Source organism: Bacillus sp. AFS073361, from assembly GCF_002567005.1.
Classification (GTDB): Bacteria; Bacillota; Bacilli; order Bacillales; family Cytobacillaceae; genus Neobacillus.
On the sequence record NZ_NUZU01000026.1, the window covers coordinates 19,068 to 35,197 of the forward strand.

30 protein-coding genes are annotated in these 16,130 nt (G+C 40.2%); all 30 read right to left on the reverse strand.

What is annotated here, in order from left to right; all coding sequences use genetic code 11:
* Window positions 1–75: 75 nt before the first annotated feature.
* The 30 genes from rpsI to rpsS all read right to left on the reverse strand — a co-directional run bounded on the left by rpsI (window position 76) and on the right by rpsS (window position 16,114).
* The gene (gene rpsI / locus COJ96_RS12305; protein ID WP_026565721.1) at window positions 76–468 is read right to left on the reverse strand and encodes a 30S ribosomal protein S9; all 393 of its coding nucleotides are present in this window, start codon (window positions 466–468) and stop codon (window positions 76–78) included.
* Between the two features lie 20 nt (window positions 469–488).
* A complete protein-coding gene (gene rplM / locus COJ96_RS12310; protein WP_098573631.1) occupies window positions 489–926 on the reverse strand; it encodes a 50S ribosomal protein L13 in 438 nt (145 codons plus the stop codon).
* Between the two features lie 255 nt (window positions 927–1,181).
* Window positions 1,182–1,922: a tRNA pseudouridine(38-40) synthase TruA gene (gene truA, locus COJ96_RS12315; protein WP_098573633.1), complete on the reverse strand. Its 741-nt coding sequence runs from the start codon at window positions 1,920–1,922 to the stop codon at window positions 1,182–1,184.
* 12 nt (window positions 1,923–1,934) lie between these two features.
* Entirely contained in the window at window positions 1,935–2,732 is a 798-nt protein-coding gene (locus tag COJ96_RS12320) for an energy-coupling factor transporter transmembrane component T family protein (RefSeq protein ID WP_098573636.1), read from the reverse strand.
* On the reverse strand, window positions 2,729–3,598 hold the full coding sequence (locus tag COJ96_RS12325) for an energy-coupling factor ABC transporter ATP-binding protein (protein ID WP_098573639.1): 870 nt from the start codon (window positions 3,596–3,598) through the stop codon (window positions 2,729–2,731). The genes COJ96_RS12320 and COJ96_RS12325 overlap by 4 nt, the downstream gene beginning before the upstream one ends.
* Window positions 3,574–4,413: an energy-coupling factor ABC transporter ATP-binding protein gene (locus COJ96_RS12330; RefSeq protein WP_098573642.1), complete on the reverse strand. Its 840-nt coding sequence runs from the start codon at window positions 4,411–4,413 to the stop codon at window positions 3,574–3,576. Before COJ96_RS12330 ends, COJ96_RS12325 begins: the two co-directional genes overlap by 25 nt.
* 381 nt (window positions 4,414–4,794) lie before the next feature.
* On the reverse strand, window positions 4,795–5,157 hold the full coding sequence (gene rplQ, locus COJ96_RS12335) for a 50S ribosomal protein L17 (protein ID WP_098573645.1): 363 nt from the start codon (window positions 5,155–5,157) through the stop codon (window positions 4,795–4,797).
* Between the two features lie 55 nt (window positions 5,158–5,212).
* Window positions 5,213–6,157 carry a DNA-directed RNA polymerase subunit alpha gene (locus COJ96_RS12340; RefSeq protein ID WP_098573648.1) on the reverse strand — a complete coding sequence of 315 codons (945 nt, stop codon included), beginning with the start codon at window positions 6,155–6,157 and terminating at the stop codon, window positions 5,213–5,215.
* Between the two features lie 175 nt (window positions 6,158–6,332).
* On the reverse strand, window positions 6,333–6,722 hold the full coding sequence (gene rpsK / locus COJ96_RS12345) for a 30S ribosomal protein S11 (protein ID WP_024027886.1): 390 nt from the start codon (window positions 6,720–6,722) through the stop codon (window positions 6,333–6,335).
* A 21-nt stretch (window positions 6,723–6,743) separates the two neighbouring features.
* Complete coding sequence (gene rpsM, locus COJ96_RS12350; RefSeq protein WP_026565543.1) at window positions 6,744–7,109, reverse strand: 30S ribosomal protein S13; 366 nt, start codon at window positions 7,107–7,109, stop codon at window positions 6,744–6,746.
* A gap of 24 nt (window positions 7,110–7,133) precedes the next feature.
* Window positions 7,134–7,247 (reverse strand): 50S ribosomal protein L36, encoded by a 114-nt coding sequence (gene rpmJ / locus COJ96_RS12355; RefSeq protein ID WP_000868344.1) that lies wholly within the window; start codon window positions 7,245–7,247, stop codon window positions 7,134–7,136.
* A 38-nt stretch (window positions 7,248–7,285) separates the two neighbouring features.
* A complete protein-coding gene (gene infA, locus COJ96_RS12360; RefSeq protein ID WP_007085268.1) occupies window positions 7,286–7,504 on the reverse strand; it encodes a translation initiation factor IF-1 in 219 nt (72 codons plus the stop codon).
* Between the two features lie 280 nt (window positions 7,505–7,784).
* Window positions 7,785–8,435 (reverse strand): adenylate kinase, encoded by a 651-nt coding sequence (locus COJ96_RS12365; RefSeq protein ID WP_098573651.1) that lies wholly within the window; start codon window positions 8,433–8,435, stop codon window positions 7,785–7,787.
* A gap of 57 nt (window positions 8,436–8,492) precedes the next feature.
* A complete protein-coding gene (secY, locus tag COJ96_RS12370; protein WP_098573654.1) occupies window positions 8,493–9,788 on the reverse strand; it encodes a preprotein translocase subunit SecY in 1,296 nt (431 codons plus the stop codon).
* Window positions 9,788–10,228 (reverse strand): 50S ribosomal protein L15, encoded by a 441-nt coding sequence (gene rplO / locus COJ96_RS12375; RefSeq protein WP_098573656.1) that lies wholly within the window; start codon window positions 10,226–10,228, stop codon window positions 9,788–9,790. The genes secY and rplO overlap by 1 nt, the downstream gene beginning before the upstream one ends.
* A 32-nt stretch (window positions 10,229–10,260) precedes the next feature.
* The gene (rpmD, locus tag COJ96_RS12380; protein WP_026565539.1) at window positions 10,261–10,443 is read right to left on the reverse strand and encodes a 50S ribosomal protein L30; all 183 of its coding nucleotides are present in this window, start codon (window positions 10,441–10,443) and stop codon (window positions 10,261–10,263) included.
* Window position 10,444: 1 nt separating this feature from the next.
* Complete coding sequence (gene rpsE / locus COJ96_RS12385) at window positions 10,445–10,957, reverse strand: 30S ribosomal protein S5 (protein ID WP_098573658.1); 513 nt, start codon at window positions 10,955–10,957, stop codon at window positions 10,445–10,447.
* 24 nt (window positions 10,958–10,981) lie between these two features.
* The gene (rplR, locus tag COJ96_RS12390; RefSeq protein ID WP_098573661.1) at window positions 10,982–11,344 is read right to left on the reverse strand and encodes a 50S ribosomal protein L18; all 363 of its coding nucleotides are present in this window, start codon (window positions 11,342–11,344) and stop codon (window positions 10,982–10,984) included.
* Between the two features lie 32 nt (window positions 11,345–11,376).
* On the reverse strand, window positions 11,377–11,913 hold the full coding sequence (gene rplF / locus COJ96_RS12395; RefSeq protein WP_098573663.1) for a 50S ribosomal protein L6: 537 nt from the start codon (window positions 11,911–11,913) through the stop codon (window positions 11,377–11,379).
* 31 nt (window positions 11,914–11,944) lie between these two features.
* Window positions 11,945–12,343 (reverse strand): 30S ribosomal protein S8, encoded by a 399-nt coding sequence (rpsH, locus tag COJ96_RS12400; RefSeq protein ID WP_098573665.1) that lies wholly within the window; start codon window positions 12,341–12,343, stop codon window positions 11,945–11,947.
* 29 nt (window positions 12,344–12,372) lie between these two features.
* A complete protein-coding gene (rpsN, locus tag COJ96_RS12405) occupies window positions 12,373–12,558 on the reverse strand; it encodes a 30S ribosomal protein S14 (RefSeq protein WP_007085277.1) in 186 nt (61 codons plus the stop codon).
* Between the two features lie 24 nt (window positions 12,559–12,582).
* Window positions 12,583–13,122: a 50S ribosomal protein L5 gene (rplE, locus tag COJ96_RS12410; protein WP_026565534.1), complete on the reverse strand. Its 540-nt coding sequence runs from the start codon at window positions 13,120–13,122 to the stop codon at window positions 12,583–12,585.
* A 28-nt stretch (window positions 13,123–13,150) separates the two neighbouring features.
* A complete protein-coding gene (rplX, locus tag COJ96_RS12415; RefSeq protein ID WP_098573668.1) occupies window positions 13,151–13,459 on the reverse strand; it encodes a 50S ribosomal protein L24 in 309 nt (102 codons plus the stop codon).
* Window positions 13,460–13,495: 36 nt separating this feature from the next.
* Entirely contained in the window at window positions 13,496–13,864 is a 369-nt protein-coding gene (gene rplN / locus COJ96_RS12420; RefSeq protein ID WP_026565532.1) for a 50S ribosomal protein L14, read from the reverse strand.
* Between the two features lie 40 nt (window positions 13,865–13,904).
* Window positions 13,905–14,168, reverse strand: coding sequence for a 30S ribosomal protein S17 (rpsQ, locus tag COJ96_RS12425; protein WP_088084990.1), 264 nt, complete (start codon window positions 14,166–14,168; stop codon window positions 13,905–13,907).
* A gap of 22 nt (window positions 14,169–14,190) precedes the next feature.
* A complete protein-coding gene (rpmC, locus tag COJ96_RS12430; RefSeq protein WP_026565530.1) occupies window positions 14,191–14,391 on the reverse strand; it encodes a 50S ribosomal protein L29 in 201 nt (66 codons plus the stop codon).
* A complete protein-coding gene (rplP, locus tag COJ96_RS12435; protein WP_026565529.1) occupies window positions 14,381–14,815 on the reverse strand; it encodes a 50S ribosomal protein L16 in 435 nt (144 codons plus the stop codon). Before rplP ends, rpmC begins: the two co-directional genes overlap by 11 nt.
* A gap of 1 nt (window position 14,816) precedes the next feature.
* Window positions 14,817–15,473 (reverse strand): 30S ribosomal protein S3, encoded by a 657-nt coding sequence (rpsC, locus tag COJ96_RS12440; protein WP_098573671.1) that lies wholly within the window; start codon window positions 15,471–15,473, stop codon window positions 14,817–14,819.
* 3 nt (window positions 15,474–15,476) lie between these two features.
* Window positions 15,477–15,818 (reverse strand): 50S ribosomal protein L22, encoded by a 342-nt coding sequence (gene rplV / locus COJ96_RS12445; RefSeq protein ID WP_042453964.1) that lies wholly within the window; start codon window positions 15,816–15,818, stop codon window positions 15,477–15,479.
* Window positions 15,819–15,835: 17 nt separating this feature from the next.
* A complete protein-coding gene (rpsS, locus tag COJ96_RS12450; RefSeq protein WP_098573673.1) occupies window positions 15,836–16,114 on the reverse strand; it encodes a 30S ribosomal protein S19 in 279 nt (92 codons plus the stop codon).
* Window positions 16,115–16,130 lie beyond the last annotated feature (16 nt).

The following is a 16,130-nucleotide window of genomic DNA, read 5'->3' on the forward strand; positions in this document are numbered from 1 at the left end:
TGCGAGAATCCATAATTTCCTATACAAAAAAAAGACCCCCAACCAATTTGGTTGAGAGTCTTTGAAACGTAAAAATTAACGTTTTGAGAACTGAGGCGCACGACGAGCACCTTTAAGACCGTATTTCTTACGTTCTTTCATACGTGGATCACGAGTTAATAATCCAGCGCGTTTTAATGTTGGGCGGAATTCAGGGTCAGCTTGTAATAATGCACGAGCAACACCATGACGGATTGCTCCAGCTTGACCAGTGTATCCACCACCGCTTACGTTTACAAGAACATCGTAGCTTCCAACAGTTTCAGTAGCTACTAATGGTTGTCTTACAACAACACGTAATGCTTCAAATGGGATATAATCTTCGATTTCACGACCATTAACAATAATTTTACCTGTGCCTGGTACTAAACGCACACGTGCGACAGAACTCTTACGGCGACCTGTACCGATATATTGAACTTGTGCCAAGTTAATTCCCTCCCTCTTTATTAACCGCGAAGTTCGTAAACTTCAGGTTGTTGTGCTTGGTGCGGATGTTCGCTGCCAGCATATACGTGTAATTTTTTGATGATTTGACGGCCAAGAGAATTCTTTGGAAGCATACCTTTAACAGCAAGCTCGATCATTTTCTCAGCATAGTTAGTACGCATTTCTAGAGCAGTTCTTTGTTTTAAACCACCTGGGTGATTTGTGTGACGGTAGTAAATCTTGTCAGTTAATTTCTTACCAGTAAGTTCTACTTTAGAAGCGTTAAGAATGATTACATTATCACCAGTGTCAACATGTGGTGTAAAAGTTGGTTTGTTTTTACCACGTAAAATTGATGCTACTTCAGAAGCAAGACGTCCAAGAGTTTTGCCCTCAGCATCAATTACGTACCATTTACGCTCGATAGTGTTGGCATTTGCCATAAACGTTGTACGCATGAGTTTCCCTCCTAATTTAAATCCAAAAAGATTATTGTCTTCGCACTTTTAAAGCAATTAGTGTTCAATTCTGTTCCGGGAATGAACATCTACTACCCTTGTGCGGTTAAGTTTGTATTCATATATTTTCAATCACGATGAAGACTTTCCGGGGCTTTATCGTGGGATTAAAAACACGCACATATAATATAATAAATACTTCAGGGCTATATGTCAAGAAAATGTTACACCAGGTTGTGTTGTATTAAAAATTATTTACTCATAATATACTTCCCAAAGGTATAAACCGTGGCCAGGTGCCGTTTTTCCAGACAAAGTCCGATCCTTCTGAGCCAATAGATTCGGGATCTCTTCTGGGCTTCGATCACCAGATCCAACTTCTAATAAAGTTCCCACTAAAATACGGACCATATTATATAAAAAGCCATTTCCAACAAAACGGATGGTTAACATCTCATTCTCGCGTGAAAAATCAATCGCTTTAATCGTTCGCACTTTGTCTTCCACTTCTGTCTTCGCAGCACAGAAGCTAGAAAAGTCATGTGTACCTAAGAAAAAATTACTTGCCTGTTCCATTGCATTCAAATCGAGACGATATGGATATTGGTAAGCAAATTTCCGCAAAAAAGGATCCCTATTTGAAGATAAATGGAGCTTATAGCGGTATTCCTTCCCTTTAGCATCAAAGCGGGCATGAAACGACTCATCGACCGTCACAGCAGAAAGGACAGAAATATCGCCTGGAAGCATTGAATTCAACGCTCTTCCCCACTTTTCTTCCGGAATATGGAGCGGCGAATCAAAATGAATGACTTGTCCTTTTGCATGTACGCCGGCATCCGTTCGTCCAGAAGCGAATACCTTCACCGGTTCACCCTTATGCATTTTTGTTAATACAGTTTCTAAAACAGATTGAACGGTCCGCTTATTAGGCTGAACCTGATAACCTGAAAATCCAGAACCATCATAAGAAATGATACATTTATACCTTGGCATAGCCTCGCTCCATTATGAACGTAATAAGAATAATAAGATCGTTACAAGAACTAAAAGAACCATCTGAAAGGAATCAGCTTTTTTCCAAGATAACTCCCGATACTTTGTTCTGCCTTCTCCGCCTCGATAACCCCTTGCTTCCATCGCAACGGCTAATTCTTCTGCCCGTTTAAATGAACTGACAAACAAAGGGATTAGCAGTGGAATGACGGCTTTAATCCGTTCCTTAAACGGTCCGCTCGCAAACTCTACGCCTCTGGCGATTTGCGCCTTCATAATTTTATCCGTTTCCTGCATAAGCGTGGGAATAAACCGCAATGAAATGGACATCATTAACGCCATCTCATGGACAGGAAAACGAACCTTATTTAAAGGATGTAAAAGTGTTTCCAAACCATCCGTAATTTCAATCGGAGTGGTTGTCAGTGTCAACAAAGACGTCATTAGAATTAGGAAGAAGAATCGTAACGAAATAAAAATCCCTTGTCTTAACCCTTCCTCATAAATCTTAACTGGCCCTAGTTCATATAAAAGGGCACCTTCTCTAGTAAAAAACAACTGTAGAATAAATGTAAAAAGGACGAGCCAAATAACCGGTTTCAAGCCGCCATACAAAAAGCGCACGGGGACTCGCGACAATCCGAGCATAAAAAAAGTATAAATACCAATAAGTGCATAGGTCACCACATTATTTGCCAGAAAAATAATACAGACAAAAAGAAAGATAATCAATATTTTAGAGCGAGGGTCCATCTTATGAAGAACCGAATCAGCCGGGACATAGCGCCCAAAAATCATTTTATCCATCATAAGCGAACACCTCTACTTAACACCTTAGTGACAGCAGCAGACAGTTCATCAATGGTTAGGAACATTTTCTCTAATTTAATCCCTAATTTGTCCTCAAGTTTCAGTTGAAAACGAACCACTTCGGGTACATCCAGTCCCATTTCAACAAGTTCACCCGGTGCTGAGAAAATCTCTTCCGGTGTCCCTCTTTGAACAACCTTCCCTTGCTGCATTATGACAATTTGGTCTGCATATCTTGCAGCATCCTCCATACTATGTGTGACAAGTATGGTAGAAAGCTTTCTTTCTTTATGAAGATCGTAAAACATATCCATGACCTCTTTACGGCCTCTAGGGTCTAGCCCTGCAGTAGGCTCGTCCAGGACAATAACATCAGGTTCCATAGCGAGTACACCTGCAATAGCCACGCGGCGCATTTGGCCCCCAGAGAGATCAAATGGGGATTTTTGAAGGACTTCTTCGCCTAAGCCCACTTGATGTAAGGCAATCCGTGCCCGTTCCTTTGCATCACTCTCAGAAACGCCAAAATTCATGGGCCCGAACATAATATCCTTTTCAACGGTTTCTTCAAATAATTGATGTTCAGGGAATTGAAAAACGATCCCAACTTTTTGACGGATCTTCTTCAAATTTTTATTTTTCAGTCCAGCCTTAATTTCTTGATCACCAATCGAAACTGATCCTTTTGTTGGCTGCAAAAGTGCATTTAAATGTTGGAGGACGGTGGACTTTCCTGAGCCGGTATGGCCAATTATAGCCATATACACCCCTGTCGGAATATCAATCGAAACGTCCGCAATGGCCAATCGTTCAAAAGGAGTATTTGTTTGATATCGATAATCTACATGTTTGAGCGAGATGTCCATAGCTCTGTCACCAACTCTTCTTCCGATAAATAATGTCTCGTTAGTTGAACACCCTTGTCCCGAAATGATTTCGCCATTTTTACTGAAAAAGGAATATCCAAACCTAATTGAACTAATTGTTCATCCATGGAGAAAATTTCTTCCGGTATCCCTTCACGAAAAACTTCTCCTTTGTTCATCACAATAATCCGATCCGCTTTGGCAGCTTCATCTAAGTCATGAGTAATAGATATAACGGTTAAAGATTTCTCTTCTTTTAATAAACGAACCGTCTCCAATACCTCTTCCCGGCCTTTGGGATCAAGCATTGATGTTGCCTCATCTAATATGATAATTGACGGCCTTAGCGCAAGAACACCTGCTATTGCCACACGCTGCTTTTGGCCTCCAGATAGATGGTGGGGCTCTTGATGTAGAAACTTATCCATCTTGACCCTCTTTAACGAATCCTCGACTCTTTTGACCATTTCCTCTCTAGGAATGCCATTATTTTCTAAACCAAAAGCCACATCATCCTGTACTGTTGTACCGACAAATTGGTTATCAGGATTTTGAAAAACCATCCCAATTTTTTTTCGGATATCCCATATTGATTCTTCATCAAGTTTAATACCACAAACCTGTAGTTCACCTGATTGAGGAAATTGAAGCCCATTTAGTAGTTTGGCCATTGTCGACTTCCCAGAACCATTATGACCGACAATCGCCAGCCATTCCCCCTCATATATATCAAAAGAGACATTATTCAGAGCATAGCGTTCTTGTGTATCGTATTGAAAAGAAACTCCATCAAGAGTAACAATTGGATTTTTCATCGGGATATGCCTCCTCTCAGCTAGACTATTCTCTGCTCAAATGTTTTTACATATAAAAAAAAGCCTGCACCTCGTCCCTATGCAGTTACGTCTTAACTGCAAAAAAGGAATTTCATCAAAGAAATGGGAGGAGGTGCATGAGCTAGACGAGTCGTAATTCAAATCACACATCCATAGATGCGGCAGAAAAAAGCTTATTTAAAACAGTCCACAAAAAGGGGACAATTAAACTTTTTAATTCTCCAACTAATTGGAGTTACGCTCATCATAACACTCTTTTGGGCTTGGGTCTAACATGATATAGAGTTCATTTACAGAAAAAGGGCAAAGAACAAGTTTGTTACAAAACTGTCCAGCGCCCTTGTTGTCTGTTGATAGCTATTAAACTAACTCGATAATAACCATTGGTGCACCGTCACCGCGGCGTGGTCCAATTTTCATAATACGAGTATATCCACCTTGACGCTCAGTATAACGTGGAGCGATATCAGCGAAAAGTTTTTGTAATGCACTTGTATTGTTTTCAGCATCAGCAACTTCGTTACGTACATATGAAGCAGCTTGACGACGAGCATGTAAATCACCGCGTTTACCTAAAGTGATCATTTTTTCAACAGTCACACGAATTTCTTTCGCACGAGTTTCTGTTGTTTCAATACGCTCGTTGATAATTAAATCTGTAGTTAAATCACGTAGCATAGCTTTACGCTGTGCACTTGTGCGTCCTAACTTTCTGTATGCCATGAAGGGTTCCCTCCTTTGTTGAAGTCATAAGTCGGAATAATTGCCTAACGAAAGACTAGTCGTCTTTACGTAAGCCTAATCCAAGCTCTTCTAGTTTTGCCTTCACTTCTTCAAGTGATTTACGGCCTAAGTTACGAACTTTCATCATATCTTCTTCAGTCTTATTTGCTAATTCCTGAACAGTGTTGATGCCAGCACGTTTTAAGCAGTTATAAGAACGAACAGAAAGATCGAGTTCCTCAATAGTCATTTCAAGAACTTTTTCCTTTTGGTCTTCCTCTTTTTCGATCATAATTTCAGCATTTTGAGCTTCATCAGTTAAGCCAACGAAAATATTCAAATGCTCAGTCAAAATTTTCGAACCAAGAGCAATTGCTTCTTTTGGTCCAGTGCTTCCATCTGTCCACACATCAAGTGTCAATTTATCAAAATTGGACATTTGACCAACACGTGTATTTTCTACGTGGAACATGACACGTGAAACTGGTGTAAAGATAGAATCAATTGGAATCACACCAATAGGCTGGTCTTCTCTTTTGTTTTGAACAGCTGGAGTGTAACCACGTCCACGTTTCGCCGTTAAACGCATGCGAAGATGACCATTTGACGCTAAAGTTGCAATATGAAGATCTGGATTTAACACTTCAACATCACTATCATGAGTGATATTGCCAGCTAAAACTGGTCCCTCACCTTGCACATCAAATTCTAGCGTCTTCTCTTCATCAGAGTAGATTTTTAAAGCTAGTTTTTTAATGTTTAGGATGATGGATGTTACATCCTCCACGACGCCTTCAATTGTTGAGAACTCATGAAGTACCCCATCGATTTGAATCGATGTAACCGCGGCACCTGGGAGTGAAGATAATAGGATACGACGTAAGGAGTTACCCAAAGTGGTACCATATCCACGCTCAAGTGGCTCTACGATAAATTTGCCGTACTTGGCATCGTCGTTGATCTCAATCGTTTCGATTTTTGGTTTTTCTATTTCGATCATCAAATAACCCTCCTTCAAAACGTCGAAACTTCAAATTAGCTTGTATACTAATTAAAGTCCCCATGTATATGTTCCCGTATTGTGCACAACAACTGGAATAAATCTTCTGTAAGAGTGCAAAAAATTAATATCATATCCCATTATAGACATATGATACAAAATCTATACAGAAAAATTAAACACGACGACGTTTTGGTGGACGGCATCCATTATGAGGAACAGGTGTAACGTCTTTGATAGCAGTTACTTCAAGACCAGCAGCTTGAAGAGCACGGATTGCTGCTTCACGTCCTGCACCAGGTCCTTTAACAGTAACTTCAAGAGTTTTCATACCATGTTCAATAGAAGTCTTAGCTGCTGTTTCAGCTGCCATTTGTGCTGCAAATGGTGTAGATTTACGAGAACCTCTAAATCCAAGCGCACCTGCACTTGACCATGAAATTGCATTACCATGAACATCAGTAATAGTTACAATCGTATTGTTAAAAGTTGAACGAATATGAGCAATACCAGATTCAATATTCTTTTTAACACGACGTTTACGTGTATTTGTTTTACGTGCCATTTAAATTACCTCCTTTGCCGATTACTTCTTCTTGTTCGCTACAGTCTTACGAGGACCTTTGCGAGTACGAGCGTTGTTTTTCGTATTTTGTCCACGAACTGGTAAACCACGACGATGACGTAATCCGCGGTAGCAGCCGATTTCCATTAAACGCTTAATGTTAAGAGAAATTTCACGGCGAAGGTCACCTTCAACTTTTAACTTGTCGATGATGTCACGGATTTTGTTTAATTCGTCTTCTGTTAAATCACGTACACGTGTATCTTCAGAAACACCAGCTTCTGCTAATACTTTTTGTGCAGTGTTTTTACCAATTCCATAAATGTATGTTAAAGAGATAACTACACGTTTTTCACGTGGAATATCTACACCAGCAATACGTGCCATAGAAAATGCGCACCTCCTTCAAAATTAACCTTGTTTTTGTTTATGTTTAGGGTTTTCACAGATAACCATAACTTTGCCGCGTCTACGGATAACTTTACACTTTTCGCAGATCGGTTTAACAGATGGTCTTACTTTCATTATTATCCTAACCTCCTTAGTAGTACGGAGTGCAAGCATTATTTAAAGCGGTAAGTAATTCTTCCGCGTGTTAAGTCATATGGAGAAAGCTCAACAGTCACTTTGTCACCCGGAAGGATCCGAATGAAATGCATTCGTATTTTACCAGAAACATGCGCTAGCACGGTATGACCATTTTCTAATTCTACCTTAAACATTGCATTTGGCAATGTTTCAATGACTTTACCTTCAATTTCAATTACATCATCTTTGGCCATCGATCTCGTCTCCCTTCTCAATTCAAAAATTGTGAATACAAAACAATATAACTCTTCTTATTCGTACACAAATAGCAACCTTATAATAGTAACATATTGTTCTTCTTCTGTCCGCAAGTAAATACTACATATTTAGGAATAAATTAGTTCCACATGTAAGTCTTACCCAACTCTCGGTCCTACATACTCCGTACAATAGAAAAGCGATATGCTTTCACATATTTTTGAATCAAAATGAAGAGATGGTCGAGAGCCGTTCGTACGGATTTACTTACGGTCATTAATGTAAGTCCCCAAGTAAATGCTCGATATCAGCGAATACTTTGTTAATATCCTGCTGTCCATCGATTGTACGAAGATATCCTTTAGTTTCATAAAAAGTTAATAATGGTTCTTGTTGTTTGATATTTACGTCTAAACGATTTTGAACTGTTTCTTCATTATCATCCGCTCTTTGGTATAACTCACCGCCGCAGCGATCGCATACACCCTCTTGTTTAGGAGGATTAAACTCTAAATGATACGTAGATCCACATTCTTTACAGATACGACGTCCAGTCAAACGCGCCATTAATAATTCTTTATCTACATTAATATTAATTACATAGTTGATTTTTTTATTTAAATCAACTAATAGATTTTCCAACGCATCTGCTTGAGGTACAGTTCTAGGGAAGCCATCTAAAAGGAATCCTTTTTGACAATCTTCCTTGCTTAGCCGCTCACGAACAATGCCGATTGTTACTTCATCAGGAACAAGTTCGCCTTTATCCATGAATGATTTCGCTTGTAAACCTAGTTCTGTTCCTTCTTTCATCGCTGCACGGAACATATCGCCAGTAGAGATATGAGGGATGCCGTATTGCTCGACGATTCTTTCAGCTTGAGTACCTTTACCGGCACCTGGTAGCCCCATTAATACTAAATTCACACGTGTTCCCCCCTCGTGCTATAAATGGGTTTTAGGGAGCTATGGCCCCTAAAACCATTACTTAATAAATCCTTTATAATGACGTTTAACTAGTTGTGCTTCAAGTTGTTTCATCGTATCAAGTGCAACACCGACAACGATTAACAAACTTGTTCCGCCAATTTGCGCTGATTGCGGAAGGTTAGCTATTGAAATAAATAACATTGGCAATACCGCAATAACAGCAAGGAAGATTGCACCAACAAAAGTTAAACGATATAAGACACGCGTTAAGTATTCTTGCGTACTCTTTCCTGGACGAATACCAGGAATATAGCCGCTTTGCTTTTGTAGGTTCTCCGCTGCTTGTTCAGGGTTAACTTGAATAAAAGCATAGAAATAAGTGAACGCGATAATTAATGCTGCATATAAGGTCATCCCGATTGGATGAGAATAGTCAAAGACCTTAGTAATCCAAAGAGTTACATCATTCGTTGGGAAGAATGACGCAACTGTTCTAGGCGTTACAATAAATGAAACGGCAAAGATAACAGGAATAACACCCGCAGCATTAACTTTTAATGGCATGTGAGTAGATTGTCCTCCAACTGGATTACGTCCAGCAACAACGCGCTTTGCATATTGAATAGGTATCTTACGATTTGCTTGTTGGATAAAGATAACACCAACTACGATAGCAACAACCGCAAGTGCGATTAGAATTACCGTAACAATACGTAAGAATAATGCTTCCCCAGCATTCTCAAATTGTTGAACATAAATTTGATTAATAGTGGATGGCATTCCAGCCACGATCCCGGCAAAGATGATAATAGAAATTCCATTACCAACACCTTTTTCGGTAATCTGTTCCCCTAACCACATTAAAAATGCTGTACCAGCGGTTAATACAACAGCAATCAATAAATAAGTACCAATTCCAGGATTTTCAATCAACTGGCCGCTAGCTAAGTTATTAAAACCGTAGGACATTCCTAATGCCTGGATAAATCCAAGCACGATTGTAAAATAACGAGTAAATTGGGCAATCTTACGACGGCCTGATTCACCTTGCTTAGACCATTCTGTAAACTTCGGTACAACATCCATTTGAAGGAGTTGAATAATGATAGAGGCTGTAATGTACGGCATGATACCCATTGCAAAGATGGAGAATTGTTTTAATGCTCCACCGCCAAAAGTATTTAATATACCGAAAACACTGAGCTTATCTTGGTTTGCTAGAACATCAGCATTTACATTGGGTACTGGGATAAATGTACCTAATCGGAATACGACTAACATTAAAAGGGTGAATATGATCTTACGTCTTATCTCACCCACGCGCATAAAATTGGAGAATGTCTGGAACATTAGATCACCTCAGTGTTTCCACCAGCAGCTTCGATAGCTTCCTTAGCAGCAGAGGAGAATTTGTGAGCTTTTACAGTCAACTTTTTCTCTAGTGTCCCTTTTGCAAGAACCTTGATTCCCGCTTTTTCGTTACTTACTACGCCTGATTCGATAAGAAGTTCTGGAGTAACTTCTGTACCTTCAACAAAGCGATTTAACGTATCAAGATTTACAATTGCATATTCCTTACGGCTGATGTTTGTAAATCCACGTTTTGGTAAACGACGGTATAAAGGTGTTTGACCACCTTCAAAACCTAGACGTACACCGCCACCAGAACGAGCATTTTGACCTTTGTGACCTTTACCAGCAGTTTTACCTTGACCAGATCCGATACCACGACCTAAACGCTTGCGCTCTTTACGAGAACCTTCAGCAGGTTTTAATTCATGAAGTTTCATATTGGCACCTCCTTATGAAAGAAAACAATCAATTATTGTTCTTTTACTGTAACAAGGTGAGCAACTTTGGTAATCATACCGCGAATAGCAGCGTTATCTGGGTGCTCAACTGTTTGATTTAATTTACGTAATCCAAGAGCTTTAACTGTTTCACGTTGATCGCCTGGACGGCCAATCAAACTGCGAGTGAGGGTAACTGATAGTTTATTTGCCATTTTATTTCCCCCCGTATCCTAACAGTTCTTCTACTGATTTACCACGTAGTTTTGCTACGTCTTCAGCACGTTTTAATTGTTTTAAACCGTCAATTGTAGCACGTACCATGTTAATTGGAGTGTTAGTTCCTAATGATTTAGAAAGAATGTCAGCAACTCCGCCTAATTCTAGTACGGCACGAACTGGTCCACCAGCGATAACTCCTGTACCTTCAGAAGCAGGTTTTAGAAGGATTTCGCCAGCACCAAAGCGTCCAATTACTTGGTGTGGAATAGACGTTCCAACCATTGGTACCTCGACTAAGTTTTTCTTTGCATCTTCGATGGCTTTACGAATAGCATCAGGTACTTCTTGAGCTTTACCAGTACCGAAACCAACGTGGCCGTTTTTATCGCCTACAACAACAAGGGCTGTAAAGCGGAAACGACGTCCACCTTTCACAACTTTCGCAACACGGTTAACCGTGACTACGCGTTCTTCTAGTTCAAGTTTGTTTGGATCAATACGACGCATCTTTTTGTGTCCCTCCTTTGTCTATTAGAATTGTAAGCCGTTTTCACGGGCAGCATCAGCTAATGCTTGAATACGTCCATGGTATAGGTATCCGCCACGGTCAAAGACAATAGAAGTGATACCTTTTTCTACAGCACGTTTAGCGACTAATTCTCCGACCTTTTGTGCAGCTTCAACGTTGTTTGTAGATTCTAAACCAAAGTCTTTATCTAAAGTAGAAGCACTTGCTAAAGTTACTCCGTTAATGTCATCAATTACTTGAGCATAAATATGTTTGTTAGAACGAAACACATTTAGACGTGGACGAGCAGAAGTACCGCTAAGTTTCGCACGAACACGAGCATGTCTTTTCTTGCGAGTAGCGTTTTTATCTTGCTTCGTAATCATTTACGTCACTCCTTTCGTTTACCTATGCGGCATTACTTACCGGTTTTACCCTCTTTACGACGAACAAATTCACCTTCGTAACGAATTCCTTTGCCTTTATACGGCTCTGGAGGACGAACTCCGCGAATATTCGCTGCTAATGCACCAACACGTTCTTTGTCAGTACCTTTGATAACGATTTTTGTGTTTGCAGGAACTTCGATTTCAAGTCCCTCTTCAGCTTCGATCTCAACTGGATGAGAGTATCCAACGTTTAATACAAGTTTGTTACCTTGCTTTTGAGCACGATATCCAACCCCGATTAACTCTAGGCCTCTAGAGAAGCCAGTAGATACACCTTCAACCATGTTCGCAAGAACGGCACGAGTTGTACCATGTAATGCGCGGTGTTCTTTCACATCAGAAGGACGTGTGATTGTTACAAGATTCTCTTCCACACTGATAGTGATATCTGAGTGGAAAGTACGAGTAAGTTCACCTTTAGGTCCTTTAACTGTAACAGTGTTGTTATTTAAAGTTACTGTTACTCCTGCTGGAATAACAATTGGTTTTTTTCCTACGCGAGACATTTAGTGCACCTCCATTCATTCAAAAGCTCAATTACCAAACGTAAGCTAAAATTTCTCCGCCGATTTGTTTTGCACGAGCTTCTTTATCTGTAATAACACCTTGTGATGTTGATACTAATGCGATACCAAGACCGTTAAGAACGCGTGGTACCTCAGTTGATTTTGCGTAAACTCTAAGTCCAGGCTTGCTTATGCGCTTAAGACCAGTAATAACACGTTCGTTACTAGCACCGTATTTTAAGAAGATACGGATGATACCTTGTTTGTTGTCTTCAATAAATTCGACGTCACGTACGAAACCTTCGCGCTTTAAAATTTCAGCAATTTCTTTTTTCATATTAGAAGCAGGCACTTCTAACTTTTCGTGACGCACCATGTTCGCATTACGAATGCGAGTAAGCAAATCAGCAATTGGATCTGTCATGACCATTATTTTTACCTCCTTCCCAGACTTGGGTTTTACCAGCTAGCTTTTTTGACACCAGGAATTTGTCCTTTGTATGCTAATTCACGGAAACAAATACGGCAAAGCTTAAATTTACGATATACAGAGTGTGGACGACCACAACGTTCGCAGCGTGTATACTCTTGTACTTTGAATTTAGGCGTGCGTTGTTGTTTCGCAATCATTGACTTTTTAGCCACGTTTTCGCCTCCCTTATTTAAGGATTACTTTTGGAATGGCATTCCAAATTGAGTTAAAAGTTCACGAGATTCTTCATCAGTTTTTGCAGTTGTTACGATAACGATATCCATACCACGAACTTTGCTTACTTTATCGTAATCAATTTCAGGGAAGATTAATTGTTCTTTAACACCTAGAGTGTAGTTACCACGACCGTCGAATGCTTTTTTAGAAATACCACGGAAGTCACGTACACGAGGTAATGAAACGGAAACTAATTTATCCAAGAATTCGTACATGCGTTCACCGCGAAGAGTAACCTTAGCACCGATTGGCATACCTTCACGAAGACGGAAGCCAGCGATAGATTTTTTCGCACGTGTAACGACAGGTTTTTGACCTGTGATAGTTGAAAGTTCTTCAACTGCATTATCGAGTGCCTTTGCGTTTGCAACTGCGTCACCAACGCCCATATTCACAACGATTTTCTCAAGTTTAGGAACTTCCATAACTGATTTATAGTTGAACTTGCTCATAAGAGCAGGAGTAACTTCTTTTACAAATTTTTCTTTTAGGCGGTTCACTTATTGTACCTCCCTTCTAAATTTTAAACTATTTATCTAAAACTTCACCGGATTTTGCTACGCGTACTTTCTTGCCATCAACCGTTGTGGAACCTACACGAGTTGGGTTACCAGTTTTAGGATCGATAGGCATAACGTTTGATACATGGATAGGAGCCTCAAAGCTGATAATTCCGCCTTGTGGATTCACTTGAGAAGGTTTAGAGTGTTTTTTCACAATGTTTACACCTTCAACTAGTACACGGCTGTCTTTAGGATAAGCAGCTAGGATCACACCTGTTTTGCCTTTATCCTTGCCAGAAATAACTCTGACGTTATCACCTTTTTTTACATGCATCAGTAAGCACCTCCTTAAAGGCAATTAATTTTAAAATTATAATACTTCTGGAGCAAGAGAAACAATCTTCATAAAGTTGTTGTCGCGAAGTTCACGGGCAACAGGTCCGAAAATACGAGTTCCACGTGGGCTCTTATCATCTTTGATAATTACACATGCGTTTTCATCGAAACGAATGTATGAACCGTCTGGACGACGAGCACCGCTCTTTGTACGAACGATAACTGCTTTAACAACGTCACCTTTTTTAACAACGCCACCTGGTGTTGCTTGTTTTACTGTACAAACGATAACATCACCAATACCAGCAAATTTGCGACCTGAACCACCAAGAACTTTAATCGTTAGTACCTCACGTGCACCAGAGTTGTCAGCAACTTTTAAACGTGATTCTTGTTGAATCATGTGTGTAACCTCCCTTCGGAATGAAGCTTAATCCGAACAATTAAATAATAACTGCTTTTTCTACAACTTCAACTAAACGGAAACGCTTAGTAGCTGAAAGCGGACGAGTTTCCATAATACGAACTACATCGCCGATTTTTGCTTCGTTTTGCTCATCATGAGCTTTATACTTTTTAGAGTACTTAACGCGTTTACCATATAAAGGATGCTTTTTTTGAGTTTCAACAAGAACTGTTACGGTTTTATCCATCTTGTCAGAAACAACGCGTCCTGTGTAAACTTTACGTTGGTTACGTTCACTCATTGTGTGAACCTCCCTTCAATAATCACTTGTTAACGTTGATTTCTCTTTCACGAACAACTGTTTTCATACGAGCGATCGCTTTACGTACTTCACGTATGCGAGCAGTGTTTTCAAGTTGTCCTGTCGCCAATTGAAAGCGAAGGTTGAAAAGTTCTTCTTTTAAGGATTTTACTTTTTGTTCAATTTCAGCAGTGGTAAGGTCACGAAGTTCATTAGCTTTCATTTGATTCACCACCAATTTCTTCTCGTTTTACAAACTTACACTTAACAGGAAGTTTGTGCATTGCAAGTCGAAGTGCTTCACGAGCGATTTCTTCAGAAACGCCAGCGATTTCGAACATGATTTTTCCAGGCTTAACAACAGCTACCCAGCCTTCAGGTGCCCCTTTACCGGAACCCATCCGTACTTCTAGAGGTTTAGCAGTGTAAGGCTTGTGAGGGAAAATTTTAATCCAAACTTTACCGCCACGTTTCATGTAACGTGTCATCGCAATACGTGCTGCTTCGATTTGGCGGTTCGTAATCCATGAAGCTTCTAAAGCTTGTAGGCCGAATTCACCGAATGTCACTTCTGTACCGCCTTTTGCGTTACCACGCATGTTACCACGATGTTGACGGCGATATTTTACGCGTTTTGGCAATAACATATTATTTGCCTCCTTCCACAGATTTCTTCTTAGTAGGAAGGACTTCTCCCTTATAGATCCATACTTTTACGCCAAGCTTACCATAAGTAGTATCGGCTTCAGCAGTAGCATAGTCGATATCAGCGCGAAGTGTATGAAGTGGAACAGTTCCTTCGCTGTAATGTTCAGCACGAGCGATATCTGCACCGCCAAGACGACCAGATACTTGTGTTTTAATACCTTTTGAACCAGCGCGCATAGCACGTTGAATTGCTTGCTTTTGTGCACGACGGAAAGATACACGGTTTTCTAATTGACGAGCAATATTTTCAGCAACTAATTTCGCATCAACGTCAGCTCTCTTGATTTCAAGGATGTTGATGTGAACTCGTTTGCCAGTTAATTGATTTAATGCTTTACGAAGTGCTTCAACTTCAGTACCGCCTTTACCAATAACCATACCAGGCTTAGCAGTATGAACTGTTACATTCACACGGTTTGCCGCACGTTCGATTTCAACTTTAGAAACAGAAGCATCCTTCAAACGCTTCGTGATGTACTCACGAATTTTAAGGTCTTCGTGTAAAAGAGTAGCGAAGTCTTTACCTGCGTACCACTTAGATTCCCAATCTTTGATGATTCCGATACGCAAACCGACTGGATTTACTTTTTGACCCACAGATTATCCCTCCTTCTTTTCTGATAGAACGATTGTGATGTGGCTAGTGCGTTTGTTGATTTGGCTTGCACGGCCCATAGCGCGAGGACGGAAACGTTTTAAAGTTGGTCCTTCGTCAACAAATGCTTGTGCAACAACTAGATTATTAACGTCCATTTCATAGTTGTGCTCAGCGTTTGCCATAGCTGATTTTAATACTTTTTCTACGATTGGAGAAGCAGCCTTAGGAGTGAGATTTAAAATCGCCACAGCTTCACCAACTTGCTTACCTCGGATTAAATCAACGACTAAACGTGCTTTACGAGGAGCAATACGAACTGTTCTTGCAACAGCTTTAGCTTGCATTTGGATGCCCTCCTCTCTTAACGTCTTGTTTTCTTGTCATCATTACCATGGCCCTTGTAAGCACGAGTTGGAGCGAACTCTCCAAGCTTGTGTCCTACCATGTCTTCTGTAACATATACAGGCACATGTTTGCGACCATCATATACTGCGATAGTGTGGCCAATAAATTGTGGGAAGATTGTAGAACGGCGTGACCAAGTTTTAATAACTTGTTTGCTATCAGTCTCGTTCAACTTTTCTACCTTAACCATTAAATGATCATCAACAAATGGTCCTTTTTTTAAGCTGCGACCCATGAAGGAACCTCCCTTC

Coding starts and splice junctions, on each gene's coding strand:
- rplM (WP_098573631.1), bottom strand. CDS start 926: ATGCGTACAACGTTTATGGCAAATGCCAACACTATCGAGCGTAAATGG.
- truA (WP_098573633.1), bottom strand. CDS start 1,922: ATGCCAAGGTATAAATGTATCATTTCTTATGATGGTTCTGGATTTTCA.
- COJ96_RS12320 (WP_098573636.1), bottom strand. CDS start 2,732: ATGATGGATAAAATGATTTTTGGGCGCTATGTCCCGGCTGATTCGGTT.
- COJ96_RS12325 (WP_098573639.1), bottom strand. CDS start 3,598: ATGGACATCTCGCTCAAACATGTAGATTATCGATATCAAACAAATACT.
- COJ96_RS12330 (WP_098573642.1), bottom strand. CDS start 4,413: ATGAAAAATCCAATTGTTACTCTTGATGGAGTTTCTTTTCAATACGAT.
- rplQ (WP_098573645.1), bottom strand. CDS start 5,157: ATGGCATACAGAAAGTTAGGACGCACAAGTGCACAGCGTAAAGCTATG.
- COJ96_RS12340 (WP_098573648.1), bottom strand. CDS start 6,157: ATGATCGAAATAGAAAAACCAAAAATCGAAACGATTGAGATCAACGAC.
- rpsK (WP_024027886.1), bottom strand. CDS start 6,722: ATGGCACGTAAAACAAATACACGTAAACGTCGTGTTAAAAAGAATATT.
- rpsM (WP_026565543.1), bottom strand. CDS start 7,109: ATGGCACGTATTGCTGGTGTAGATATTCCACGTGAAAAACGTGTAGTT.
- rpmJ (WP_000868344.1), bottom strand. CDS start 7,247: ATGAAAGTAAGACCATCTGTTAAACCGATCTGCGAAAAGTGTAAAGTT.
- infA (WP_007085268.1), bottom strand. CDS start 7,504: ATGGCCAAAGATGATGTAATTGAAATTGAAGGTAAAGTCATTGAAACA.
- secY (WP_098573654.1), bottom strand. CDS start 9,788: ATGTTCCAGACATTCTCCAATTTTATGCGCGTGGGTGAGATAAGACGT.
- rplO (WP_098573656.1), bottom strand. CDS start 10,228: ATGAAACTTCATGAATTAAAACCTGCTGAAGGTTCTCGTAAAGAGCGC.
- rpmD (WP_026565539.1), bottom strand. CDS start 10,443: ATGGCAAATAAACTATCAGTTACCCTCACTCGCAGTTTGATTGGCCGT.
- rpsE (WP_098573658.1), bottom strand. CDS start 10,957: ATGCGTCGTATTGATCCAAACAAACTTGAACTAGAAGAACGCGTAGTC.
- rplR (WP_098573661.1), bottom strand. CDS start 11,344: ATGATTACGAAGCAAGATAAAAACGCTACTCGCAAGAAAAGACATGCT.
- rplF (WP_098573663.1), bottom strand. CDS start 11,913: ATGTCTCGCGTAGGAAAAAAACCAATTGTTATTCCAGCAGGAGTAACA.
- rpsH (WP_098573665.1), bottom strand. CDS start 12,343: ATGGTCATGACAGATCCAATTGCTGATTTGCTTACTCGCATTCGTAAT.
- rplX (WP_098573668.1), bottom strand. CDS start 13,459: ATGCATGTAAAAAAAGGTGATAACGTCAGAGTTATTTCTGGCAAGGAT.
- rplN (WP_026565532.1), bottom strand. CDS start 13,864: ATGATTCAACAAGAATCACGTTTAAAAGTTGCTGACAACTCTGGTGCA.
- rpsQ (WP_088084990.1), bottom strand. CDS start 14,168: ATGAGTGAACGTAACCAACGTAAAGTTTACACAGGACGCGTTGTTTCT.
- rpmC (WP_026565530.1), bottom strand. CDS start 14,391: ATGAAAGCTAATGAACTTCGTGACCTTACCACTGCTGAAATTGAACAA.
- rplP (WP_026565529.1), bottom strand. CDS start 14,815: ATGTTATTGCCAAAACGCGTAAAATATCGCCGTCAACATCGTGGTAAC.
- rplV (WP_042453964.1), bottom strand. CDS start 15,818: ATGCAAGCTAAAGCTGTTGCAAGAACAGTTCGTATTGCTCCTCGTAAA.
- rpsS (WP_098573673.1), bottom strand. CDS start 16,114: ATGGGTCGCAGCTTAAAAAAAGGACCATTTGTTGATGATCATTTAATG.